Genomic DNA, 23,648 nt, shown 5'->3' on the forward strand with positions numbered 1-23,648 from the left:
CCATGGCTGCCCTGAACGAGGCGGGTATAGAGCGTCTTGACCAGGTCTGGCGGAGTTTCGTCGAGCAGGGCCGGATCGTCGGCGGCGTGCTGTTGCTGGCTCGGCAGGGCCGTCTGGAATACGCCAGTGCGCGCGGCTGGGCCGATCGCGAGCAGCAGATTGCGGTTACCCGCAGCACGCGTTTTCGCCTGGCCTCGTTGACCAAACTGTTGACCTCGGTCGCAGTATTGCGGCTTTGCGAACGGGGTGTGCTGGATCTACAGGCTTCGGTGACTCGCTGGCTGCCAGCCTTTCGACCGCGTCTGGCCAGTGGTCGCGAGCCGCTCATCACGCTGCAGCACCTGTTGTCGCACACGTCGGGCTTGAGCTATGGCTTTGAGCAAGCGCCTGATAATGCCTATCAGCGGGCCGGGGTGTCGGACGGGCTGGACCGGGTACCGTTCGGCCTGCAGGAAAACCTGACGCGTTTGGCGAGTGTGCCATTGTTGTTCGAGCCCGGCAGCGCCTGGGGATATTCGCTGGCCACTGATGTGCTGGGTGCCGTGATCGAACAGGCCACTGGGCTGGCGTTGTCAGAAGCCATCGGCCAATGGGTCACCGTGCCGTTGCGCATGCACGCGACCTCATTCAGGCACCTGCCGGAACGTCCGCTGGCCAGCGCCTACAAGGACGGCGTCAACGGACCGCAGCGTATCGGCGACGACGACTGGCTGTCGCTCGACAGCGGCCAGGCGCGGCTGTCCGCAGCTCGCGCCTTTGACAGCGGCGCGTATGAGTCGGGCGGGGCGGGAATGCTGGGCACGGCTGATGACTATCTGCGGCTGCTCGAATGCCTGCGCCTTGGCGGCGCGCCGCTATTGAGTGCAGCCAGTACCGCATGCTTGCTGGGCAATGCGATCGGCCAGACGAACATCGCCAGCCGCGGGCCCGGCTGGAGGTTCGGGCTGGGGCCGATGATCCTCACCGATCCAGTGCTCGCCGGGCAGCGGCAGGGCGCAGGAACATGGTCATGGTGTGGGCTGTATGGCAGCCATTACTGGGTCGATCCGCGTGCTGCGCTGAGCATGGTGGTCCTGACCAACACGGCGGTTGCCGGCGCATGGGGGGAATTTGCCGACGCGATCGTCGATGCGCTTTACCCGGAGCCTGTGGTCAGGCCCGGGCAAATTGCTTGCGGTAACTGCTCGGGCTGATGCCCACCAGATTGCGGAAGTGCCGGCGAAACGACTCTTCGGAGCCGAAGCCGGCGCGGTCCACCACTTCATTCAGGCGCAACTTCGACGATTCCAGCAGTTCCTTGGCGTAGGCAATGCGCTCACCGAGCAGCCAGTCGTAAGGCGTCAGCCCGGTGCTTTCCATGAAGCTGCGGTGCAAGGTGCGGGTACTGAGCGCAGCCCTTGATGCCATCTCCTTGATGGTATGGGGGCGCTGCAAGTCGCTGCGAATCCAGTCCATCAGGTTGGAAATCGGCCCGTCGCTGGCCGAGACCAGTTGCCGGGATGCATATTGCGACTGTCCGCCTTCGCGATGAGGCGGAATGACCATGCGCTGCGCGACCATGTTGGCGACTCGCGAGCCGTGATCGTTGCGCACCAGGTGCAGCATCATGTCCAGCCCGGCGGCCGAGCCTGCTGCGGTGACGATACTGCCCTGATCCACATACAGTTCGTTGGGCTGAATGGTCAGGCCCGGGTACATGGTGGCCAGCAGGTCGGTGTAGCGCCAGTGAGTCGTCACCTTGTGCCCGTCGAGCAGACCGGCCGCCGCCAGCACGAAGGCCCCGGTACAGATCGAGCAGATTCGCGCGCCGCGTGCATGAGCCGCCTGCAGCTGTTCGATGAGCCGTTGCGGAACCTCGGACTCCACCCCGCGCCAGCCCGGCACGATGATGGTGTCGGCGTTTTCCAGCAGCACCTCGCCGGGTGTCGGCACGATGGTGATGCCCCCGGCAGCGGTGATCGGGCCGTCGTCGACCGGGAAGGTCGCGAACTCGTACCAGCTCACGCCAAGCTCGGGTCTTTTCAGCGCAAAGACTTCAACCGTGCAGCCAAATTCGAAGGTGCACAGCTGGTTGTAGATGAGGGCGACAACGAGATGATTTTTCATGGCGCGATGTTACCGGATATTGGCATTTCAGCCAGTAGTTTGGCGTGATGCTACTGAGTAATCTGCTCTGTGTCACCGCTGAAACCTGCTTAACCCTCAATATGATGCAAGTGGTCTGCCCTGCAGGCCCTGGAGCCAACTCGTGCCACTCAATATCGGTATCTACGTTTATGACGACGTCGAGGTTCTCGACTTCGCTGGCCCCTATGAAGTGTTCACCACCGCAACACGCATGCACGCCCGCAACAGCCGTGATGACCGGCAGTTGTTCAACGTGTTCACCATTGGCCGCAGCACTGCGCCGGTGCGTGCCCGCGCCGGGCTCAAGGTCGACCCGGATTTTTCGATCAACGACCATCCGCCCGTCGACTGCCTGATCGTCCCGGGTGGCGTCGTGACCGCCGAGCTGGAAAAACCCGACGTGATTCACTGGATCAGCGATCAGTCGGAGCCTGGCCGCGTGGTCGCTGCCGTGTGCACCGGCGCCTTCCTGCTGGCCAGGACCGGCAAGCTGGCCGGCAAGCAAGTGACCACGCACTGGGAAGACATCGACGACCTCAAGGAAATGTTCCCGTCGGTGGACGTGCTCAGCACGCTGCGCTGGGTCGATGAGGGCTCGTTCGTGACCTCGGCAGGCATTTCTGCTGGCATCGACATGAGCCTGCACCTGGTCGAGCGCCTGCACAGCCGTGAACTGGCTGAACGCACGGCGCTGCAAATGGATTTCGACTGGACCGAGAACGACTGAGTCATCCAGTCGCGCTGCGGATACCCCTGAAGAGGCTATGTGCCCGAAATGTGCATAGCCAGCGCTTCAACGCGATAGCCAGCGTCCGCCTTACCCCCGCTTGAGACATTCATTCGAACAGCCGATAACCCGGCCAGCTCGGTGTTTCGGCGGGGGTTTCCTGTATTCCCGAGCCGTTGGCTCAGCGGCAGGGCCGCACCCACTTTTGCAAAACCAGAGTGCAGGACACATGAAAACCCACTTCTTCAAAGTCGTTCAAACCGTTGCACAGCACGGTTCGTTCTCCGAGGCTGCCGCAATTCTGGGCTGCAGCCAGTCGAACATCAGCTATGCGATCAAGGAAGTCGAAGATTTTTTCGAAAAACGCCTGTTCATTCGCAGCCGCACAGGCTGCACGCTCACCCCTGAAGGCAAGGTCATCAGCCAGACTCTTGGAAATATCATGGCCACGCTCGAACAACTAAAAAAAATGGGGTCAGTGGCAGCGTAACCATTCATTACCACTCGCATATCCGCGAGACCGGCCTGAGCGCCTCGCTGGATTTTCTCGCCCATCACTACCCCGATATCCATCTGAACGTGCTGCACCGCAGCGAACAGCACCCGTCGCTGGACGCATTGATAAAGGGCGTAGCCGATATCCTCGTCCTGCCGGGTATTGTGCTGGACGAGCATTACCTCGAACACCATTGCTGGTCGGATCATTACGTACTGGTGGCAACGCGAAGCAAGCAGGGCAAGGCACAGTGTTTCGCCGAGCTTGCGCAGGTATCGCGTTACGTGGCCTGGCGGCATCCGGGCGTGGAGCGCCTGCATCAGCAACTGGCATCGGCGCAGGTACGGCTCAGCCAACGCGGTGAACTCAGTTGCCTGGACACGCTTCTGGACCTGGTCGCCAAGCGCCATTGCATCACGATTGTGCCCGCCGCGTTGCTGAACGGGCGGTTTCGCGAGCTGGAATCGATCCCGTTGCCGCTGACCGTGATGCGCCGGATCAGTGTTGTGGCGCGGCCTGCTTCATTGTTGTCCAACGCCGCCAATGCCGTGGTTCAGGCCCTGAAAAAACCACCGGCCCAGGCCACTCAATCTGATTGACTGAGGTGTCGCAAAACGCTGTTACGGTACCCTCAACGCGCTTTTGACCGCGATATGAATGCAACGAATCGGGCCGGCAAGGCTCATATCCGTAAGCAATACATTCAGGACGCTCCGCACGCGGGGCGTCTCAGGTCGCCGATTCGAGAGGAAGACTGAACGCTATGACGATACCGGACAAGCAGTACGTGGACTGGCTGGTCGAGCAATCGATGCTTAACGCCGCAAGACAGCGCGCCAAGACCTATTCGGGGCAGGGCAGGCTCTGGCAGCGTCCTTTCGCCCTCGCACGTCCCAGAGACGCCTCCGCTATCGCCTCGGTCTGGTTTACCGCCTACCCGGCCTCCATCGTCACCCGCGAAGGCGGCTCGGTGCTCGAGGCGCTGGGTGACGAAACCCTTTGGCATGCACTGTCGGAAATCGGCATTCAGGGCATTCACAACGGGCCGCTGAAGCTTTCCGGCGGACTGCAGGGGCGCGAGCGCACACCGAGTATCGATGGCAACTTCGACCGTATCAGTTTCGGCATCGACCCGGACCTGGGCACCGAAGCACAGCTGTTGAGCCTGTCGCGCATTGCCGCAGCGCATAACGCGGTGATCATCGACGACATCATCCCGTCACACACCGGCAAGGGCGCAGACTTCCGCCTGGCCGAGATGGCGTACGAGGATTACCCCGGTCTGTTCCACATGGTCGAGATCCGTGAGGAAGACTGGCAGCTGTTGCCTGAAGTACCTGCAGGTCGTGACGCTGTGAACCTGATGCCCGATGTGGTGGATCAGTTGCGCGACAAGCATTACATCGTCGGCCAGTTGCAGCGGGTGATTTTCTTCGAGCCCGGGGTCAAGGAAACCGACTGGAGCGCCACTGACGTGGTGCAGGGCGTCGACGGCAAGGCCCGCCGCTGGGTTTACCTGCATTACTTCAAGGACGGTCAGCCCTCCCTGAACTGGCTGGACCCGAGTTTTGCCGCGCAGCAGATGATCATCGGTGACGCGTTGCATGCCATCGATGTCATGGGCGCCCGCGTATTGCGCCTGGACGCCAACGGCTTCCTTGGCGTCGAACGTCGCGCCGAGGGCACCGCCTGGTCGGAAAGCCATCCACTGTCGATCACCGGCAACCAGCTTCTGGCCGGCGCGATCCGCAAGGCGGGCGGCTTCAGCTTCCAGGAGCTGAACCTGACCATCGATGACATTGCCTCCATGGGGCAGGGTGGCGCGGATCTGTCCTACGACTTCATTACCCGGCCGGCCTATCAGCACGCGCTGCTGACCGGCACCACCGAATTCCTGCGCCTGATGCTGCGTCAGGTGCATGCCTATGGCATCGATCCGGCGTCGTTGATCCATGCCTTGCAGAACCACGATGAGCTGACCCTGGAACTGGTGCATTTCTGGACGCTGCACGCCCACGACACCTTCCATTACCAGGGCCAGACGTTCCCGGGCAATATCCTGCGCGAGCACATCCGTGAGGAGATGTACGAGAAGCTGTCCGGCGAACACGCGCCGTACAACCTCAAGTTCGTCACCAACGGCGTCTCCTGCACCACGGCGAGCATCATCACCGCAGCGCTGGGCATCCGTGACCTGAGCACCATTACCGATGCCGACATTCAGCAGATCCAGCACATTCACCTGCTGCTGGTGATGTACAACGCCATGCAGCCCGGCGTGTTTGCCCTGTCGGGCTGGGACCTTGTCGGTGCCTTGACGCTGCCGGCCGAGCAGGTCGACCACCTGATGCAGGATGGCGACACGCGCTGGGTTCACCGCGGTGCCTACGACCTGGTGGATCTGGACCCTGAAGCCGAATTCTCTGCCGGTGACATGCCGCGTCCCAAGACGCTGTACGGCAGTCTGGTCACTCAGCTCCAGCGTCCTGATTCGTTTGCCTCGCAGCTCAAGAAGATTCTCGCTGTGCGTCGCGCCTATGACATCGCGGCAAGCCGGCAGATTCTGATTCCGGATGTCGAGCATCCGGGGCTGCTGGTCATGGTCCACGAATTGCCGGCCGGCAAGGGCACGCAGATCACTGCGCTCAACTTCAGCGCGGAGACGATCGTCGAAACGCTGCAATTGCCTGGCATTGCGCCGGGTCCGGTGGTCGACATCATCAACGAGCGTGTCGAAGGCGATCTGACCGAGCAGGGCGAGTTCACCATCACCCTGGATGCGTACGAAGGGCTGGCTCTGCGTGTGGTTAGCGCCTTGCCACTCTGAGGTGTCACGCGCAGCCGTACTGGCTGCGCGTTACCGGCTAATCGCGGTGGTCAGGGCTGATGCTTTTTTAGGCGATAGGCAAACTGGGCGCGGCTCAGGCCCAGCAAGCGCGAGGCGGCCGCCAGGTTGCCTTCGCTCCTCTCCAGCGCTTCGTGAATCAGGCGCTGTTCGAGGTCGTCGATGGAGAACGCCTGATCCGACTGATTAAGGGAATCCAGCAGCGTGGCCGCAGGTGCCTGCTGTGCGTTCTCAACCGATGCCTGACGCAGCGCGCCGTGGTGATTCAGCGAGTAGGTATCCGGCGGTAGCGACTCGTTGCGGAAAATATGCACCAGATCGATGGCCTGGCCTTCATCACTGGCAATCAGGCCGCGCTCGATCAGGTTCTGCAATTCACGCACATTCCCGGCAAATTCATAACCCAGCAGGGTTTTCAACGCGCGCATGGTCAATCCGGCCGGCGTCCTGCCGTACTCCAGACAGAACCGCTTGAGAAAGAAATTGATCAGCAGCGGAATATCATCGCGGCGCTCGCGCAATGGCGGCAAGGCGATCGGATAGACATTAAGGCGATAGAACAGGTCTTCACGGAAGTCGCCATCGGCCACCGCCTTGCGCAGGTCGACGTTGGTCGCCGCCACCACTCGAACGTTGACCTTGATGCCGTGCACACCCCCAACGCGCTCGATCTCCCGTTCCTGCAAGGCGCGCAGCAGCTTGCTTTGCCCGGCAAGGCTCAGGGAGGTGATCTCGTCCAGGAACAGCGTGCCGTCGTTGGCGCGCTCGAAACGCCCCGGTCTGGAGTGTGTCGCGCCGGTATAAGCCCCTCGCTCCACACCGAACAGCTCGGCCTCGACAAGGTTGTCGGGGATGGCTGCGCAGTTGAGTGCCACGAACGGGCCTTCGCGGTTGCGGCTGAGCTGGTGCAACTGGCGGGCGAACATTTCCTTGCCGACTCCGGACTCGCCACTGATCAATACGGTTGCCGGGGTCATCGCCACCCGCTGTAACGCCTGAGTGGCAGCATTGAAGGCCGCGCTTGCGCCGACCAGCGGCTGGTCGGTGCCGGCCGCTGGGCTTGCCTCATGGGTCGCCGCTGGCGCCGGCGCTGTTTGCACTGGAACAGGTGAGTTGACCGCTCTCAGGTAGCTCAGGTCGCGCTCGACATCGCCCCATTGTTCCGAGGTCTTGCCGACCACACGGCAGCTCGCATGCCCCATGCCCCGACATTCCACTTCACGAAAGATCACCATCTGCCCGAACAGGCCGCTGACAAAACCGATGGCGTAGCCGATTTCGGTCCAGCACACCGGATCCTGGCCGACACCATAGGCCGCGACATGCTCGTCGGCTTCGCAGGAGTGATGCCAGAGAAACTCCCCCTCATAGAACCCTGACTCGGCGTCGAATTTGAAGTGCAGCGGCTCGACCTTGGTCATGCCTTCCAGAGTATGCAAGTGCGTACCGGCACGAAACGCCGAGGAGGCGTCAGCCTGTGGCCAGCGTTCGCGAATCAATCGGGCGTCACGCGCGCCAGACAGATACCCGGCACGGGTGAACATCCCGCGCGCCTGTTCCTGGCCCAGCCGTTCGATGATTTCGCGGCGCAGGGTGCCGAACGATGAGGTGTGCAGCAGCAACATCCGCTGGTCATTGAGCCAGATGCGCCCGTCGTCAGGCGAGAAGAACAGGCAACCGGTCAATTCCTCGGCGGTTGGCGAATCGCCTGCGTGTGTCTGACTGCTGTCGCCGCGAGGCGAAAAATGCTCGGTGGGGACGCTGTGATCGGGCAACTCGCAGTGAGGGTTATTCATTGTTGGACCTCGGCCGGGCAATGGTCGAAATGATCAAGTCGAAGCTTGATTAATAAACATAACTTCATCAAATGAACAAGCGTGTCCGCGTAGAGTTTCCCCATGAGGGTACCCGACGTTTCAGCGACGTCGTCGCAAACCCTTGTCCCAAAGCGGTTGAGTGATGACATGATGGCCGGATTACAATCCCGGCACAGCCTTTGCTCTGACGTACGTACGGCGCATGCTTCCCATGACAAATGGGACACGCGATTACAACCATAAAAGCCGGAGTCTCAATATGTCAGCGTCTGATGGCACCCCTCTGTTGCAACGCGCGATTGAAGCCGAATGCGTTTTCAATGGCGACTGGATTCCTTCCTCGTCTCCTTCATTGCCCGTCATCGAGCCTGCGACCGGCGAGCTGTTGATGAACACCGCCATGGCCGATGCTGCAGACATCGCCGTTGCCTGCCGTGAAGCCGCGCTGGCTCAACCTGCCTGGGCGGCGCTGGGGCCGCGCGAAAAGGCCGACATATTTCTTCTGGCCGCCGATCATGCGGTCTGTGCGTTCGATGAACTGGCCCTGTACGTCGCCCGCGAGACCGGCGGCAGCCTGCACAAGGGTCAGCACGAAGTAAACGAGACCATCGTGTTGTTGCGTCAGGCTGCGGGCATGCTGTCGCAGGCTCATGGTCATGGCCTGATACTGCCGAGTCAGGCCGGGCGTCTGTCCTATGCGCGGCGTGTCGCGCACGGCGTGGTGGGGGTGATTTCGCCATTCAATTTTCCCTTGGTGCTTTCTCTGCGCTCGGTCGCTCCGGCCCTTGCTGCCGGCAATGCCGTAGTGCTCAAGCCCGATCCACAAACGCCGATCAGCGGCGGTTTCCTGATCGCCCGGCTGTTCGAAGAGGCCGGCCTGCCCAAAGGGCTGTTGCACGTCCTGCCGGGTTCGGCCGATGCCGGCGAAGCGCTGTGCCGCGACACCAACGTGCAGATGATCACCTTCACCGGCTCGACCGGGGCCGGGCGCAAGGTTGCCGAGGCTGCGGGTCGCAACCTGAAGAAAGTGTCGCTGGAGCTGGGCGGCAAGAATCCGCTGGTGATTCTCGAGGACGCCGACCTTGATCTGGCCGCCAGCAACGCGGCGTTTGGTGCCTGGCTGCACCAGGGGCAGATCTGCATGGCCACCGGGCTGATCCTGGTGCACGAATCCATTGCCGCCGAGCTGACCCGCAAGCTGGCGGACAAGGCGCGGGCGCTGACGGTGGGTAACGCGGCACGCGGTGAGGCTGCTCTGGGGCCGCTGATCAACAAACGGCAGTTGCAGCATGTCCATCAGGTGGTCAGTGACAGCCTGCAGGCCGGCGCGCGACTGGAAACCGGTGGCGAGTATGAAGGCCTGTTCTATCGACCGACTGTGCTCAGCGGCGTTAAACCCGGCATGCGTGCATTCGACGAAGAGATTTTTGGCCCGGTGGCCGTGGTGGTCAGTTTTTCCACGGATGAAGAAGCCATCGAACTGGCCAATCGTTCCGAGTATGGCTTGGCGGCTGCAGTGATTTCCCCGGACATCGGCCGCGCAACGGCGCTTGGCGACCGACTCAGGTGCGGCATGTTGCACATCAACGATCAGACGGTGGCCGATGAGTGTGTCAACTCGTTCGGCGGGCGTGGTGCGTCGGGCAACGGTAGCAGCGCTGGCAGCCCGTCGGACTGGGATGAGTACAGCCAATGGCAGTGGGTGACGGTGAAGAACCAGGCGCCGGCCTATCCATTCTGAGTCGGACTGATATTCCACGCTTCATCGCAACAAGTGATTTGATTCAACAGCAAAACGTGATCCAACAACAATAAGAGCGCGTGACTATGAACCTGAATAACAAAACACTGATCGTCACTGGCGTGTCATCCGGCATCGGCGCTGAGCTGGCACGTGTGGCACGCTTCCAGGGTGCCCGAGTGATCGGCATCGATCGTCACGAACCGCAACTGACCGTGGACAGTTTCTTCCAGGTGGACCTTGCCGATCCAGTCAGTATCGATGCGTTGATCGAGCGCTTGCCCAAGCAGATCGACGGCCTGTGCAACATCGCCGGTGTGCCCGGCACAGCGCCCGTTCAGGCGGTCGCCCAGGTCAATTACCTCGGGCTGCGCCACCTGACCCAGCGCCTGCTGCCGCGCATCGCGCCGGGCGGCAGCATCGTCAATGTGGCGTCGATACTCGGCTCGCAGTGGCCGGAAAGGCTGGAGTTGCACAAGGCGCTGGCTGCCACTGAAAGCTACGGCGAAGGGCAGGAGTGGCTGGCGGCCAATCCGGTCGCCCATGAAACCTGCTACCAGTATTTCAAGGAGGCGCTGATCGTCTGGAGCTTCAAGCAGTCGCAGGAATGGTTTCGCGATCATTCGGTACGCGTCAACTGCGTCGCACCGGGACCGGTGTTCACGCCGATTCTGGGAGACTTTGTCAGCATGGTTGGCCAGGAGCGGGTTGCCCGTGATGGCCTGCACATGAAGCGTCCTGCGCTGGCCGATGAGGTTGCCGAGGTGATTGCGTTTCTGTGTTCCGACGCCTCGCGCTGGATCAACGGTGTCAACTTGCCGGTGGATGGAGGGTTGGCCGCTTCCTACGTGTAATGGCTGCACGTGTTGCAACCCCGGCGACGCGTTCGTGGCGTCGGGGCTCTTGAAAACAAAAACAATAAGTACAGGAATCACAAGATGCCCAAGTCAGTCTTGCGTACCGTTGCGACCGTATCATTCATCGCCTTGTCATCGACTGCATACGCCTATGACTTGCCCGGCCTCAATCTGGGCAATACCAGCTTCTACGACGGATCCCCGGCGCCTGCAGGCCCGGGCTGGTATCTGGAGGAGTATCTGAACTATGCCAAGGCCAATCGCTTCAATGATGTGAATGGCGACAAACTGCAACTTCCCAAACAGGATGTGGATGTCCTGGCGGTGACCACGCAGATCATCTATGTCGGTCAGCCGCTGGCCAACGGTGCCATGCCGGGTATTACCGCGATCAACACGTCGCTGGCGCATGTCGACGTGGATGACGGTCTGGACAACACCGCCCTGAGTTCGCGCGCCGGTTTCGGCGATCTGGTCATCGGCCCGTTTCTGCAATTGCCGACAATCACCCGTGCCGATGGCAGCCCGTTGCTGACCCAGCGTATCGAGGCGGACATTGCGATTCCGGTCGGCGCCTATGATCGCAATCGTTCGATCAATCCCGGCAGCAATTTCTGGTCGTTCAACCCGTACTACGCCGCGACTTACTGGTTCTCGCCGAAATGGTCGGCCAGCGGGCGTTTCATGTATTTGTGGAACGGCAAGAATGATGACCCGCAAGCCGGGTTCGGCAATGTTTCCGACACGCAGGCAGGGCAGGCCCTGCACGCCAACCTGACTCTGCAATACGCGGTTAACGAGCAACTTTCGCTGGGGCTCAACGGTTACTGGCTCAAGCAGTTCACGGACACCCAGGTGGACGGTCATGATGTCAGTGGTCGCAAGGAAAAGGTCTGGGCTATCGGCCCGGGCCTGCTGTATGCCTTCAACAAGGAGAACGTGCTGACGGTCAATAGCTACTTCGAACAGGGCGCGGAAAACCGCACCGAAGGTAACAAGCTGGTGCTGAATTTTCTGCACAAGCTGTAAGGCATGAGACTGTTTTGACTATCGTTCCAACGCTCTGCGTTGGAACGCAGTTCGTGACGCTCTGCGTCACACCTCTCAGATGCGGCGCAACAGCATGACTTGCCGTTAGCCGCTGCCATAGAAGCGCTTTTCGATCGCGATGGCACTGACGACGCAAATTGCGACGTAAGTGACGGCTGAGTCCTGGCGCTGATCCGGGGGTAGCCTGGCAGGACGCCAGGCTAGCCGCACCGGGCCATGGATGGCCCGTTGCGGCGACCCCCGGATCAGTGTCAGGGCGAAGGAACCCGACGAAGTCGGGCCGGAAACGGAGCCAGGGGGTTTGGTTACTTTGGCCCCATCAAAGTAACTCGCCGAGGGGCGAAAAGGTGACCTGAGTCGAACCCCAATCCACCTGACAAAGAAAAACCGCTGTGTGACGCGGAGCGTCACAAACTGCATTCCCACGCGCAGCGCTCACTGCGATCCGCATAGCTCACAAAGACGTTAGTCCAAACGCTCTATTTCTGGAGGCTGTACCGACCTCTTCGCGAGCAAGCTCGCTCCCACACGACTGTGCATAACTGTAGGTGCAGAGCGTGGGGACGATGGCATAGCGTCTGATCAGCTCGACTCTGCAGCCTTGAGCTCACGCTTCTCGAGGACGACCGATCTGGACAGCACCGTGATCGCCGCCAGTGCGGCGATCACCAGGCCTGGCGAGGTGGCCAGCAGCACGCCGGCTGTTCCTGCGCCAGCGCCCAGCAGTTGCCCGGCCGCCAGAGGACCTGCGACCGAACCGAGACGGCCGATGGCCACAGCAGCACCCACGCCGGTGGCGCGTACCGAGGTCGGGTAGGAGGGCGGGGCCAGCGCATACAGCACCAACTGTGCAGCGATGACAAACACCCCGGCTGCAAACCCGGCAATGCCCATCGTTACGATACCGACCGACAGACCCACGCCTGCCAGCGCCGCGAGCAAGCCGGCATAGACGAACAGCACAACCTTGATGCCATTGCAGCGATCGAGCAACAGCCCGCCCAGCAGCGAGCCCAGTGCACCGCCGATGTTGAACAGCATCTGCACCATGCCCGCCTGCGGTTTGCTGAAACCCTGACCGATCAGCAGTGAAGGCAGCCAGTTGAGCAGCATGTACATCACGGTCAGGGTGAAGAAATAGCCGAGCCACAAGGCCAGTGTGGTGCGAGCCCGGCCTTCGCCGAACAACGCAGTGGCGCTTGAATGCCGAACGCTGCCGGCGCTGGTCTGCTGTTTGAAGGCGCTTGACTCGGGCAGCAACAGGATCATCAGCGGAGCCACCAGCAGCGGCACCAGACCGCCGATGATGAACGTGGTTTGCCAGTGCTCGCTGGTGAACATGGCCACCGCCGCCGCCAGGGCACCGCCCAACGGAACGCCTGCGTACATGACGCTGATGGCCAGGCCGCGGTGACGTTCGCTTGCGGCTTCGGCGCACAGGGCAATCAGGTTGGGCAGCGCCGCCCCCAGGCCCAGGCCGGTCATGAAGCGCACCAGCAATAGGCCGGAAAAGCTCTCGACATACGCAGTGCTCAGCGAAAAGACCCCGAACAACAGCACTGCGCTCACCAGAATCTTCTTGCGCCCGATGCGATCGGCAACCCACCCGCCAAAGAACGCTCCAGGCAGCAGCCCGATGATTCCGGCGCTGAATACCCAGCCCATCATTTTCGGATCAAGGGCGAAGGTCTGACGCAATCCGGCGGCCGCCGTTCCGGCAGCCTGCAGGTCGAAACCTTCGATGAGCGCAACGATAAAACACAAGACAATGGTCAACGCCGATCGACGTAACGGAGTGTTCATGGGGCAAGCCTCATTGTTGTTTTTGTTGTGACGAAGAGCCTGTTCCCGAGCGCCAGACGAGGCGTTGTGACAGGTGTTCATCAAGGTAACAAAAATAACTAAAAAGTGAATGTGGCCTAAATAATCGTGAAATACCGCACTTAGTCTTTTGAAAACATTGAGTTAGCGGAGGAATATCGAGGGCTTGATAAAGTAGTTAATAATATTAATGTTCGATTATCGATCACTCTGGATTGACGCAGCTGCGGAATCTTTCAATTCTCTGCTCACGGACCTGCAGTCATGCGCCGGGCCGACTCCAAAAACAACAACAATAAGTGGACATCGAACATGCCAAAGCTCGCTCATGATGCAGCAAGCGCTGTGTCAGCTCCCTTTTTTTGTGGAAAACGTTATGGCCTCGCACTGGGCCTGCTGGGTATCAGTGCCATCCCCGATCCTGCACAGGCGCAGGGTTTTCTGGATGACAGCCATGGCAGCCTGACGCTGCGCAACTATTACATGGACCGCGATTACAAGGATGAGGGCGCCAAGACTGCGACTCGGGAGTGGGCGCAGGGCTTCATCATGAATGCGGAGTCCGGCTTTACCCAGGGGCCGGTGGGTTTCGGCCTCGATGCGCGAGCGCTGGTCGGCGTGAAACTGGATTCTTCGCCAGACCGCAGCGGCACCGAGTTGTTACCGGTATCCGCCAGTGATGGCCGTGCGGCTGACGAGTATTCGCGACTGGCCCTGACCGGCAAGCTGAAATTCCACGAAACCACGGTCAAGACCGGCGATGTGTCGATTTTCCTGCCGTTCGCTTTCGCCAGTCCCTCACGACTGCTGCCGCAGACCTTTCGTGGCACCACGCTGACTTCCAAGGACATCGATGACCTGACCCTCAATGCGGGCTATATCGACCGGGTCAACAAGCGTGACTCCAGCAACTACCAGCCCATCAGCATTGCCTCACCGAACCGCCGTTTCAATGGGGCGGTAACGTCGTCGCACATGGCCTATGTCGGTGGCGATTATCAGGTCGACAAGGACCTGAGCCTGCGTGTGTATCACGCCGAAGTGGACGATCTCTACACCCAGAACACCCTGGCCCTGTTGCACAAGCTGGCGCTCGGCGACGGCGTGCTGAGCACCGATCTGCGCAGCTTTTTCAGCCGTGATACCGGCAGCGCGAAAGCCGGTGAAGTAGACAACCAGAACCTGTCCGCGCTGTTCGGCTACAGGTGGGGAGGGCACAGCGTCAGCCTCGGCTACATGCATTCCAGTGGCGACACGGCGACGCCTTATGTCTCGGGAACCGAATTGATGGGGTTGAGCGAGATGACCATGAGCTCGGACTTCCTCAACGCCAAAGAGCACACCTGGCAAGCCATCTACGACTATGACTTCACCGCCGTCGGGCTGGTCGGGTTGCGCACTCGCCTGCGTTATGTGCGTGGCGACAATATCGAACTGGCCGCTTTCAATGCCGATGATCGCAAGGAACGCGAGTTTCAGATGGAGCTGGGCTATGTCGTGCAAAGCGGTCCGCTGAAGAACGTCGGGCTGCTGGCGCGCAAGTCGATCTATCGCAACGACTTCCCGGCAGGTGCAGCCTTTCGTGACGAGAACCAGACACGCTTTATTGTGCAATACAGCTTGCCGCTCTGGTAATCGTCCCCTTATCAACGGCAGGGAAGCCGTCGATGGCCGCTTTTACGATTGATACACCTTTTTCAGCAACCTGAGCAGGTCCTGGCGCTCCTGTTGATCCAGCGCGGAGGTGGAATCGAGGTCACTGTCCACGGCGATCTGTTTCAGTTCGCGCAGCAGTGTTTCGCCGCTTTTGCTGAGAAAGATGCCATACGAGCGTTTGTCCGGCTTGCAACGCACGCGGACCGCCAGCGCGCGTTCTTCGAGCTTGTTCAGCAACGGAACGACCTGAGGCGGCTCAATCGCCAGCGCCCTGGCCAGGTCTGCCTGCATGAGACCCGGGTTCTGCTCGATGATCGCCAGTGCCGAGAACTGCGCCGGGCGCAGGTCGTGTGCGGAAAGACGTCCGATCAGGTTCTGGAACAGCTTGAGCTGTGCGCGGCGCATGGCATAACCGATCAGATCATCCAGCGCAGAATCCGTTGGCAAACGCGCCTCGGCAGCCTGTACGGGAGCCTGGCAAACGTCGGCGATGTCAGATGGCTTGGCCATTGAAAATGCTGTCCTTTTGTTTTGATGGGGCAATCAGCCGATCAGTTTGCCGAGGTTGGCGAACGATAGCTATGGGGTTAAGTCACTGTGACCCGCCTGTTCGGACGGAGTGCCGAGATTTTGATTAATTCAAATAACAGTTAATTGACATAACTATTTTTGCGGTTTAGCTTTGAGTCATCTTCAAGCCAAGAACAAGAGAGCATCGTCATGAGCAAATATGAAGGCCGCTGGTCAACCATCAAGGTCGAGATCGAGCAAGGTATTGCCTGGGTTATCCTCAATCGGCCAGAAAAACGCAACGCCATGAGCCCGACCCTGAACCGCGAAATGATCGATGTGCTGGAAACCCTCGAGCAGGATCCCGATGCCGGCGTGCTGGTGCTGACCGGTGCTGGCGAGGCGTGGACCGCCGGCATGGACCTCAAGGAATACTTCCGCGAGGTGGATGCCGGACCGGAAATTCTTCAGGAAAAAATCCGTCGCGAAGCCTCCCACTGGCAGTGGAAGATGTTGCGCATGTACGCCAAGCCAACCATCGCAATGGTCAACGGCTGGTGCTTCGGCGGTGGCTTCAGCCCGCTGGTGGCGTGTGATCTGGCGATCTGCGCGGATGAAGCGACCTTCGGCCTGTCGGAAATCAACTGGGGCATTCCGCCCGGCAACCTGGTGAGCAAGGCCATGGCCGACACCGTGGGCCACCGCCAGTCGCTGTACTACATCATGACCGGCAAGACCTTCAACGGTCAGAAGGCCGCTGAAATGGGCCTCGTCAATGAAAGCGTACCGCTGGCGCAACTGCGTCAGGTGACCATCGACCTGGCCAACAATCTGCTGGAAAAGAATCCCGTGGTACTGCGCGCCGCCAAGCACGGTTTCAAACGCTGCCGCGAACTGACTTGGGAGCAGAACGAAGATTACCTGTACGCCAAACTCGACCAGTCACGTCTGTTGGACAAGGAAGGCGGCCGCGAGCAGGGCATGAAGCAATTCCTCGATGACAAGAGCATCAAGCCTGGCCTGGAAGCGTACAAGCGTTAGTCTGGCATCCAGCTGTTTTAAAACCGAGTCTGTAGTTCCTGATAAAGATAATAAAGAGGAATCACCATGCTGGACGTGCCCCTGCTGATCGGCGGCCAGTCATGCCCCGCGCGTGACGGACGTACATTTGAACGCTGCAACCCGGTGACCGGCGAGGTGGTTTCGCGGGTGGCGGCGGCGACTCTGGAAGATGCCGATGCGGCGGTCGCAGCCGCTCAGGCTGCATTCCCCGGCTGGGCGGCGATGCTGCCCGGCGAGCGTCGTGCGCGTCTGCTTGAGGCTGCCGCGCAGTTGCAGGCCCGCAGCGGCGAATTCATCGCTGCTGCCGGCGAAACCGGAGCAATGGCCAACTGGTACGGCTTCAACGTACAGCTGGCCGCCAACATGCTGCGCGAAGCGGCATCCATGACGACGCAGATTACCGGCGATGTCATCCCCTCCAATGTTCCCGGCAATTTTGCCATGGCGCTACGCCAGCCCTGTGGTGTGGTCCTGGGTATCGCGCCATGGAATGCGCCGGTCATTCTTGCCACGCGTGCTATCGCCATGCCACTCGCCTGCGGCAATACCGTGGTGCTCAAGGCTTCGGAGCTCAGCCCAGCCGTGCATCGGCTGATCGGCCAGGTGCTGCAGGATGCCGGGCTGGGTGACGGTGTGGTTAACGTGATCAGCAATGCGCCGGCCGATGCGCCGGCGATTGTCGAGCGCCTGATTGCCAACCCGGCAGTGCGACGGGTCAATTTCACTGGCTCCACTCATGTCGGGCGCATCGTCGGTGAGCTGTCGGCGCGGTATCTGAAACCGGCACTGCTGGAATTGGGTGGCAAGGCACCGTTTCTGGTGCTCGACGACGCCGATCTCGACGCGGCAGTAGAGGCTGCAGCCTTTGGCGCGTATTTCAATCAGGGCCAGATATGCATGTCTACCGAACGGCTGATCGTGGATCACAAGGTCGCCGATGCCTTCGTTGCCAAGCTGACGACCAAGATCAAAACCTTGCGCGCCGGCAATCCGGATGACAGTGAATCGGTGCTCGGGTCGCTGGTCGATGTGGGTGCGGGAACGCGCATCAAGGGCTTGATCGACGACGCCGTGGCGCTTGGCGCAAGGCTGGTGACTGGCGGGCAACTGCAGGGCAGCATTCTGCAACCGACGCTGCTCGACGGTGTGACAGATGCCATGCGTCTGTACCGCGAAGAGTCCTTCGGCCCGGTGGCCGTGGTGCTGCGCGGCGACGGTGACGAAGCGCTGTTGCGGCTGGCCAACGATTCGGATTTCGGCCTCTCGTCGGCGATTTTCAGTCGTGACACCAGCCGGGCCCTGGCGCTTGCGCAACGGGTCGAGTCCGGTATCTGCCATATCAACGGAGCCACCGTGCACGACGAGGCGCAAATGCCTTTCGGCGGGGTGAAGTCCAGCGGGTATGGCAGTTTCGGCGGCAAGGCTTCGATCGAGCACTTTACCCAGTTGCGCTGGGTGACGTTGCAAAACGGGCCACGGCACTATCCCATTTGAACCACCCGATCTGAAACCTTCCAACCCAGCGTCAACGCTCTTTTGCACAAGACCGTGTCGCCGGTGAGTCAGGCACAACAATAACAAGGCTGCAGCCTGGTGCTGCAACGCTCGGCCCGAATTGCTGCATGGCGTTTGGTGCCTGCGTACCTTGACGGAGAGAACGCACGTGAGTTCCGATATCAGATCATCAACGCTGCAAAGTGAAGATAATGCACCGCGCTACCGTCAGGTCTCCATCGGCCACCCGCCTATCGAGGTGCGGGAAGAGCAGGGCGTTCTGCACATGCGATCCCTGGAACCTCTGGCACGATTGCCCGACCGTCTGCTCGACCGACTGGTGCACTGGGCGCGGTTGCGTCCGCAACAGACCTTCATTGCCGCACGCGACAGCCGTGGCGGCTGGCGCAAGGTCAGTTATGCCGAGATGCTGACTGACGTGCGCGCTATCGCGCAGAGCCTGCTGGCGTACGGCCTTTCCGCCGATCGGCCGCTGGCGTTGCTGTCAGGTAACGACATCGAGCACTTGCAGCTTGCTCTGGGCGCCATGTACGCCGGCATTCCTTACAGCCCGGTATCACCGGCGTATTCGGTCATGTCCCAGGATTTCGCCAAGTTACGACACGTCTGTGACGTATTGCGGCCAGGGCTGGTATTTGTCAGTGATGCCGCGCCGTTTCAGCGTGCCATTGATGCCGTCATTCCGGCGGACACGCCGGTCATCACTGTACGCGGACAACTCAACGGCAGACATCAACTGAGCTTCTCCAGCCTGCTCGAAGAGCCGGGCGGCAGCGAGGCCGAGGCAGCTTTTCTGGCCAGCGGCCCCAACACCATCGCCAAGTTTCTGTTCACCTCGGGCTCGACCAAACTGCCCAAGGCGGTGGTGACTACCCAACGCATGCTGTGTGCCAATCAACAGATGCTGCTACAGACGTTCCCGGTGTTCGGCGAAGAGCCGCCCGTGCTGGTCGACTGGCTGCCCTGGAACCACACCTTCGGCGGCAGTCACAACATCGGTATCGTGCTGTACAACGGCGGGACTTTCTATCTGGACAATGGCAAGCCAACCGCTCAAGGCTTCGCCGAGACCCTGCGCAACCTAAAGGAAATTTCGCCGACCGCTTACCTGACTGTGCCCAAGGGCTGGGAGGAGTTGGTCAACGCACTGGAGCAGGATGCCGAACTGCGCGAGCGATTCTTCTCGCGCATCAAGCTGTTCTTTTTCGCCGCTGCCGGGTTGTCGCAAAGCATCTGGGATCGCCTTGACCGGGTGGCCGAGCAGCATTGCGGCGAGCGGATTCGCATGATGGCCGGACTGGGCATGACCGAAGCCGCGCCTTCCTGCACCTTCACCACCGGGCCATTATCGATGGCTGGGTATATCGGCCTGCCCGCACCAGGATGCGAAGTGTGTCTGGTGCCGGTGGATGGCAAGCTCGAAGGGCGTTTTCGTGGCCCGCACATCATGCCGGGCTATTGGCGCTCGCCGCAGCAGACGGCCGAAGTGTTCGACGAGAACGGCTTCTACTGCTCCGGCGATGCGATCAAGCTTGCCGATCCTGCGGCGCCGGAGCTGGGCCTGATGTTCGACGGGCGTCTGGCCGAAGACTTCAAGCTGTCGTCGGGTGTGTTCGTCAGTGTCGGGCCGATGCGCAACCGCGCGGTACTGGAAGGCTCGCCGTACGTGCAGGATGTGGTCATCACCGCGCCTGACCGAGAATGCCTGGGGGCGCTGGTGTTTCCCAGAGTGCACGAGTGTCGGCAACTGGCCGGGCTGGATGCACAGGCCACGGATGCGCAGGTATTGGCCAGTGCGCCGGTACGCGAGTGGTTTGCCGGCTGGCTGGCGCGCCTGAACCAGGGCGCGAACGGCAACGCCAGCCGTCTGGAGTGGATCGCGCTGCTCGATCAGCCCGCGTCCATTGATCGCGGCGAAATCACCGACAAGGGGTCGATCAATCAGCGCGCCGTTCTGCAGTGGCGCGCAGACAAGGTCGAAGCGCTGTACCGTGATCAGGACCCGGACAAGCTCAGAGCAGAGCCCAAGGCATGAGCGGCGGCGGGCAGTATTCGGCATTCCGTGACGTCGCCATCGTCGAGGCCGCGCGCACGCCCTGGGTGGACCTGGGTGGCGCTCTGGCGCCTGTCTCGCCCATCGATCTGGGGATCAAGGTCGGCCGCGAGGTGCTGGCGCGTGCCGCTATTGAGCCGGATCAGGTCGACAGCGTACTGGCCGGCTCGATGGCGCAAGCCAGTTTCGATGCGTACCTGCTGCCCCGGCATATCGGTCTGTACAGCGGCGTCGCGCAGAGCGTTCCGGCCTTGGGTGTGCAGCGCATCTGCGCCACCGGCTTCGAGCTGTTGCGCCAGGCCGCCTTGCACGTGGGCGAAGGCGGGCAGATGGCGCTGTGCGTCGCCGCCGAGTCCATGTCGCGCAACCCGATCGCGGCCTATACCCACCGCAATGGCTTCTCGCTCGGTGCCGCCGTGCAGTTCAAGGATTTTCTCTGGGAAGCGCTGTATGACCCGGCACCGGCGATGGACATGATCGCCACGGCAGACAACCTCGCCAGGCGTCATGGGCTGAGCCGTGAGGCGGTGGACAGCTATGCCTTGCTCAGCCATGAGCGTGCGTTGCAATCGCAAATTTCCGGCAAATGGACCGAGGAAATTGTCCCGGTCGGCAGCGAGCGCTTTGAGTTGGACTGCTATCAGCCACGTGGCATCGAGTTGCCGCGGGGGATTGAAGCGGTCACGCAGGACAGCCATCCGCGTACGACCCATCTGGCAGCGCTATCGCGTTTGCGCGCCATTCACGCTAATGGGGTGCAGACCGCAGGCAACAGCTGTGCGGTCGTCGATGGTGCCGCTGCAGCCTTGGTGGGCCGCGCTTCGCAATCGACGAGACCGGTGCTGGCGCATCTGCTGGCCAGCGCGGTAACGGGTGTCGCGCCAGAGTTCATGGGCATCGGCCCTGCACCTGCGATCCGCCTGCTGTTGCAGCGCAGCGGGCTGGCGCTGAGCGATATCGGTCGGCTGGAAATCAATGAAGCGCAGGCCGCTCAGGTTCTGGCGGTGGCACAAACCCTGGAACTGGACCACGAGCGGCTCAACTGCCTGGGTGGATCACTGGGCCTGGGACACCCATTGGCGGCCACCGGGCTTCGGCTGGTCATGACCCTGGCCCTGCAACTGCGCGAGGCGGGCCTGCGCTACGGTATTGCTGCAGCCTGTGTCGGCGGCGGGCAGGGCATGGCGCTGCTGATCGAGAATCCCCGCTATGCCTCCAGCGGCGTATAGCCAGGAAAATACCCGCAGATGCGACATTTTTCCTGCTTTAAACGCTACGCCCCACGCACATCATCCTTTAGCGCTTGACCGAAGCGAAGCGAACAGTGAATCTCGCACCTCTCTACCCCACGGAGCCCCGTCTATGCGTGCCCTCGCTGAGCTTTCTTTCGATTTCGTCTGGCATTTGATGTTCACGGATGACAAGCAGCTCGACCAGGATCTGGCAGTGCGCTCGCTGGAAAATCTTTCCGATTACTTTTCGCTGATGTCCGACGAAGAGAAAAGGGCGTTCATCGCGGTGGCTCACGAACGCAAGGCGCGCCTTTTCGCAGTGCCCGATGCCGACGGCTACTCGCCGATACGTCTGGCCACCGAAGAGCAGGCGCAGTTTCTCGATCATGTGGTGTCCGGGCAGTTCTTCCAGCAGTTCGAAGAGCCCCTGGCGGCGGATGCAAGCGACCGCGTGGTGCCGATTCGCCGCTGAGCGAACGCAGGCCGCCGGGCTATTTTCCGGTGGCTTCCGGCAACCTGGCGATGACCTTGATCTCGAAATCAAAGCCATATAGCCAGGTCACACCGATGCCGGTCAGGGTCGGGTGCGGCGCGTCGCCCCAGAATTCCGGGATCACTTTCCATATCCGCTCGAACCTTGCCTCGGGATCGACAATGAACACCGTCACGTCGACTACATCGTCGAACGTGCTGCCGGCGGCCAGCAGGATGGCGTTCAGGTTGCTGAACGCCAGGCGCACCTGCTTTTCCAGATCCGGCTCGGGTGAGCCGTCTTCGCGACTGCCGACTTGTCCGGAAACGAACAGAAAACCATTGGCGCGTATGGCGGGCGAATAGCGATTGCGCTCGTAAAGCGCCTGGCGGCCAGCCGGGAAAACGACGTCACGTTGGGTCATGTGGGGCTCCATCAGAACGTGGGTATGAAAGCTGAAATCAGCGTTGAAGCCACAGTAGGCACTTGCGCCCGTGCGATAAACGAGCAACCGTGCTCAGCACTGTTTGGGAAAACCAAACAATCGACAGGCCGATGGGACAAGACAGCGGGGCGAGGATGGACCGTTTCGATGCAATGCAAGCGTTTGCCCGCGTGGTGGAAACCGGCAGTTTTACCAAGGCCGCCGCCACGCTGCACATGAGCAAGACCAGCGTGACGCAACTGGTACAGCAACTGGAGGCCCGTCTGCGGGTCAGGCTGCTCAACCGCACCACGCGGCGGGTCAACGTGACTGCCGACGGTGCGGTGTTTTACGAGCGCGTGGTCAGGCTGCTGGCCGACATGGATGACGCCGAGACCAGTCTGTCCAGCGCAGCGTCGCTGCCCAGAGGGCGATTGCGCGTGGACGTGCCCAGCCCGTTGGCCAGCCTGCTGCTGATGCCCGCCTTGCCAGACTTTCATGCGCGTTATCCGGACATTCAGATCGATATGGGCGTCAGCGACCGTATGGTCGATCTGATCGGCGAGAACGTCGACTGCGTGGTGCGCGGTGGCGAAATAGCCGATCAGTCGCTGATGGCGCGGCGGGTGGGCGACCTGCAACTGGGTGTTTATGCCGCGCCGGACTATCTACAGCGAATGGGCACGCCTGTTCATCCGCAAGAGCTTGAAGACTCGGCTCATCGCATCGTCGGCTATCTGTGGGCGCGCACCGGCAAGGCGCTGCCCTACGCCATGCACCGCGACGGGGAAAAGGTCCATGTGCAGGGGCGCTATACGCTGGCGGTGGATGATGGCAATGCCTACATTGCCGCAGGGCTGGCCGGAATGGGCATTCTCTGGCTACCGGACTACATGGCAAGGCCGCACCGGGAGTGCGGCGCCCTGGTCTCTTTGTTCGAAGACTGGCAGCTGGACAGCATGCCGATGTACGTGGCATTCCCGCCGAACCGGCACATCAGCATCAAGGTCCGCGTGTTTATCGACTGGATCACCGAGCTGATGGCCGAGCACGCGCCTGTCACTCGGCCACCGACACGCCCTCCGCAATAGTGCGCTGCGGGTTCAACGCCGTGCCGACAGTTGCTGCGGTGCCAGAAATGCGTCATGGAAGTAGTTACGGAAGGCCTGCATGGCCGGGCTTAGTTCTCGTTCGCGGTGCCAGGCCAGGCCGACGCTCATGGGCGTTACCGTGTCGGTGACGT

20 protein-coding genes and 1 pseudogene are annotated in these 23,648 nt (G+C 61.1%); 15 read left to right on the top strand and 6 right to left on the bottom strand.

The features are described 5' to 3' along the window. Positions 1-2: 2 nt before the first annotated feature. Positions 3-1,193, top strand: a complete 1,191-nt coding sequence (locus tag JOE33_RS25575; protein ID WP_187625791.1) for a serine hydrolase domain-containing protein — start codon at positions 3-5, stop codon at positions 1,191-1,193. Here the strand turns inward: JOE33_RS25575 and ftrA are convergent. After that, positions 1,153-2,106 carry a transcriptional regulator FtrA gene (gene ftrA, locus JOE33_RS25580; RefSeq protein ID WP_003314848.1) on the bottom strand — a complete coding sequence of 318 codons (954 nt, stop codon included), beginning with the start codon at positions 2,104-2,106 and terminating at the stop codon, positions 1,153-1,155. The genes JOE33_RS25575 and ftrA overlap by 41 nt on opposite strands. Positions 2,107-2,248: 142 nt before the next feature. On the opposite strand from ftrA, the gene JOE33_RS25585 reads away from it, so the two are divergent. The 4 genes from JOE33_RS25585 (at position 2,249) to treS (ending at position 6,177) form a co-directional block, all read left to right on the top strand. After that, on the top strand, positions 2,249-2,854 hold the full coding sequence (locus tag JOE33_RS25585; protein ID WP_003314850.1) for a DJ-1/PfpI family protein: 606 nt from the start codon (positions 2,249-2,251) through the stop codon (positions 2,852-2,854). A gap of 229 nt (positions 2,855-3,083) precedes the next feature. Continuing rightward, the gene (locus JOE33_RS25590; protein ID WP_010430082.1) at positions 3,084-3,344 is read left to right on the top strand and encodes a LysR family transcriptional regulator; all 261 of its coding nucleotides are present in this window, start codon (positions 3,084-3,086) and stop codon (positions 3,342-3,344) included. Positions 3,345-3,379: 35 nt separating this feature from the next. Continuing rightward, positions 3,380-3,949 carry a LysR substrate-binding domain-containing protein gene (locus JOE33_RS25595; RefSeq protein ID WP_236273494.1) on the top strand — a complete coding sequence of 190 codons (570 nt, stop codon included), beginning with the start codon at positions 3,380-3,382 and terminating at the stop codon, positions 3,947-3,949. A gap of 164 nt (positions 3,950-4,113) precedes the next feature. Then, positions 4,114-6,177: a maltose alpha-D-glucosyltransferase gene (gene treS, locus JOE33_RS25600; protein WP_010430086.1), complete on the top strand. Its 2,064-nt coding sequence runs from the start codon at positions 4,114-4,116 to the stop codon at positions 6,175-6,177. Between the two features lie 50 nt (positions 6,178-6,227). Here treS and JOE33_RS25605 read toward each other — a convergent pair whose 3' ends face one another. Then, positions 6,228-7,991, bottom strand: a complete 1,764-nt coding sequence (locus tag JOE33_RS25605) for a sigma-54-dependent Fis family transcriptional regulator (protein WP_032612995.1) — start codon at positions 7,989-7,991, stop codon at positions 6,228-6,230. A 280-nt stretch (positions 7,992-8,271) separates the two neighbouring features. On the opposite strand from JOE33_RS25605, the gene JOE33_RS25610 reads away from it, so the two are divergent. The 3 genes from JOE33_RS25610 (at position 8,272) to JOE33_RS25620 (ending at position 11,639) form a co-directional block, all read left to right on the top strand. Then, complete coding sequence (locus JOE33_RS25610) at positions 8,272-9,753, top strand: benzaldehyde dehydrogenase (RefSeq protein ID WP_032612997.1); 1,482 nt, start codon at positions 8,272-8,274, stop codon at positions 9,751-9,753. Positions 9,754-9,839: 86 nt separating this feature from the next. Continuing rightward, positions 9,840-10,607 carry a coniferyl-alcohol dehydrogenase gene (locus tag JOE33_RS25615; protein WP_096103214.1) on the top strand — a complete coding sequence of 256 codons (768 nt, stop codon included), beginning with the start codon at positions 9,840-9,842 and terminating at the stop codon, positions 10,605-10,607. A gap of 84 nt (positions 10,608-10,691) precedes the next feature. Then, a complete protein-coding gene (locus JOE33_RS25620; RefSeq protein ID WP_010430095.1) occupies positions 10,692-11,639 on the top strand; it encodes a transporter in 948 nt (315 codons plus the stop codon). Positions 11,640-12,242: 603 nt separating this feature from the next. Here the strand turns inward: JOE33_RS25620 and mhpT are convergent. Beyond that, entirely contained in the window at positions 12,243-13,463 is a 1,221-nt protein-coding gene (gene mhpT, locus JOE33_RS25625; RefSeq protein ID WP_187625790.1) for a 3-(3-hydroxy-phenyl)propionate transporter MhpT, read from the bottom strand. Between the two features lie 330 nt (positions 13,464-13,793). Between mhpT and JOE33_RS25630 the strand changes: the two genes are divergently transcribed. Continuing rightward, positions 13,794-15,116 (top strand): OprD family porin, encoded by a 1,323-nt coding sequence (locus tag JOE33_RS25630; RefSeq protein ID WP_187625789.1) that lies wholly within the window; start codon positions 13,794-13,796, stop codon positions 15,114-15,116. 42 nt (positions 15,117-15,158) lie between these two features. On the opposite strand, the gene JOE33_RS25635 is transcribed toward JOE33_RS25630, so the two are convergent. Further along, the gene (locus JOE33_RS25635) at positions 15,159-15,647 is read right to left on the bottom strand and encodes a MarR family transcriptional regulator (protein WP_010432689.1); all 489 of its coding nucleotides are present in this window, start codon (positions 15,645-15,647) and stop codon (positions 15,159-15,161) included. A gap of 210 nt (positions 15,648-15,857) precedes the next feature. On the opposite strand from JOE33_RS25635, the gene JOE33_RS25640 reads away from it, so the two are divergent. The 5 genes from JOE33_RS25640 (at position 15,858) to JOE33_RS25660 (ending at position 21,981) form a co-directional block, all read left to right on the top strand. After that, complete coding sequence (locus tag JOE33_RS25640) at positions 15,858-16,688, top strand: p-hydroxycinnamoyl CoA hydratase/lyase (RefSeq protein WP_032614069.1); 831 nt, start codon at positions 15,858-15,860, stop codon at positions 16,686-16,688. Positions 16,689-16,754: 66 nt separating this feature from the next. After that, positions 16,755-18,203 carry an aldehyde dehydrogenase gene (locus tag JOE33_RS25645; RefSeq protein ID WP_122694146.1) on the top strand — a complete coding sequence of 483 codons (1,449 nt, stop codon included), beginning with the start codon at positions 16,755-16,757 and terminating at the stop codon, positions 18,201-18,203. Between the two features lie 169 nt (positions 18,204-18,372). Next, a complete protein-coding gene (locus tag JOE33_RS25650) occupies positions 18,373-20,259 on the top strand; it encodes a feruloyl-CoA synthase (protein ID WP_163031745.1) in 1,887 nt (628 codons plus the stop codon). Next, on the top strand, positions 20,256-21,506 hold the full coding sequence (locus JOE33_RS25655; RefSeq protein ID WP_122694145.1) for a thiolase family protein: 1,251 nt from the start codon (positions 20,256-20,258) through the stop codon (positions 21,504-21,506). The genes JOE33_RS25650 and JOE33_RS25655 overlap by 4 nt, the downstream gene beginning before the upstream one ends. Positions 21,507-21,639: 133 nt before the next feature. Continuing rightward, a complete protein-coding gene (locus tag JOE33_RS25660) occupies positions 21,640-21,981 on the top strand; it encodes a hypothetical protein (protein ID WP_163031744.1) in 342 nt (113 codons plus the stop codon). 19 nt (positions 21,982-22,000) lie between these two features. On the opposite strand, the gene JOE33_RS25665 is transcribed toward JOE33_RS25660, so the two are convergent. Further along, positions 22,001-22,405: a RidA family protein gene (locus JOE33_RS25665; RefSeq protein ID WP_187625788.1), complete on the bottom strand. Its 405-nt coding sequence runs from the start codon at positions 22,403-22,405 to the stop codon at positions 22,001-22,003. Positions 22,406-22,560: 155 nt separating this feature from the next. Between JOE33_RS25665 and JOE33_RS25670 the strand changes: the two genes are divergently transcribed. After that, on the top strand, positions 22,561-23,496 hold the full coding sequence (locus JOE33_RS25670) for a LysR family transcriptional regulator (RefSeq protein ID WP_187625787.1): 936 nt from the start codon (positions 22,561-22,563) through the stop codon (positions 23,494-23,496). A 12-nt stretch (positions 23,497-23,508) separates the two neighbouring features. On the opposite strand, the pseudogene JOE33_RS25675 reads toward JOE33_RS25670, so the two are convergent. After that, a pseudogene (locus JOE33_RS25675) lies at positions 23,509-23,648 on the bottom strand (LysR family transcriptional regulator); the annotation flags it as partial.

Origin of the sequence: Pseudomonas sp. PvP027 (genome assembly GCF_017833005.1) — a bacterium.
GTDB classification, from domain to species: Bacteria; Pseudomonadota; Gammaproteobacteria; order Pseudomonadales; family Pseudomonadaceae; genus Aquipseudomonas; species Aquipseudomonas congelans.

Bases quoted from the DNA above. Each gene is read 5' to 3' on its own strand.
- JOE33_RS25620 (WP_010430095.1), top strand. From the start codon at position 10,692: ATGCCCAAGTCAGTCTTGCGTACCGTTGCGACCGTATCATTCATCGCC.
- ftrA (WP_003314848.1), bottom strand. From the start codon at position 2,106: ATGAAAAATCATCTCGTTGTCGCCCTCATCTACAACCAGCTGTGCACC.
- treS (WP_010430086.1), top strand. From the start codon at position 4,114: ATGACGATACCGGACAAGCAGTACGTGGACTGGCTGGTCGAGCAATCG.
- JOE33_RS25605 (WP_032612995.1), bottom strand. From the start codon at position 7,991: ATGAATAACCCTCACTGCGAGTTGCCCGATCACAGCGTCCCCACCGAG.
- JOE33_RS25670 (WP_187625787.1), top strand. From the start codon at position 22,561: ATGGACCGTTTCGATGCAATGCAAGCGTTTGCCCGCGTGGTGGAAACC.
- JOE33_RS25575 (WP_187625791.1), top strand. From the start codon at position 3: ATGGCTGCCCTGAACGAGGCGGGTATAGAGCGTCTTGACCAGGTCTGG.
- JOE33_RS25660 (WP_163031744.1), top strand. From the start codon at position 21,640: ATGCGTGCCCTCGCTGAGCTTTCTTTCGATTTCGTCTGGCATTTGATG.
- JOE33_RS25640 (WP_032614069.1), top strand. From the start codon at position 15,858: ATGAGCAAATATGAAGGCCGCTGGTCAACCATCAAGGTCGAGATCGAG.
- JOE33_RS25630 (WP_187625789.1), top strand. From the start codon at position 13,794: ATGCCAAAGCTCGCTCATGATGCAGCAAGCGCTGTGTCAGCTCCCTTT.
- mhpT (WP_187625790.1), bottom strand. From the start codon at position 13,463: ATGAACACTCCGTTACGTCGATCGGCGTTGACCATTGTCTTGTGTTTT.
- JOE33_RS25635 (WP_010432689.1), bottom strand. From the start codon at position 15,647: ATGGCCAAGCCATCTGACATCGCCGACGTTTGCCAGGCTCCCGTACAG.
- JOE33_RS25615 (WP_096103214.1), top strand. From the start codon at position 9,840: ATGAACCTGAATAACAAAACACTGATCGTCACTGGCGTGTCATCCGGC.
- JOE33_RS25645 (WP_122694146.1), top strand. From the start codon at position 16,755: ATGCTGGACGTGCCCCTGCTGATCGGCGGCCAGTCATGCCCCGCGCGT.
- JOE33_RS25610 (WP_032612997.1), top strand. From the start codon at position 8,272: ATGTCAGCGTCTGATGGCACCCCTCTGTTGCAACGCGCGATTGAAGCC.
- JOE33_RS25655 (WP_122694145.1), top strand. From the start codon at position 20,256: ATGAGCGGCGGCGGGCAGTATTCGGCATTCCGTGACGTCGCCATCGTC.
- JOE33_RS25665 (WP_187625788.1), bottom strand. From the start codon at position 22,405: ATGACCCAACGTGACGTCGTTTTCCCGGCTGGCCGCCAGGCGCTTTAC.
- JOE33_RS25590 (WP_010430082.1), top strand. From the start codon at position 3,084: ATGAAAACCCACTTCTTCAAAGTCGTTCAAACCGTTGCACAGCACGGT.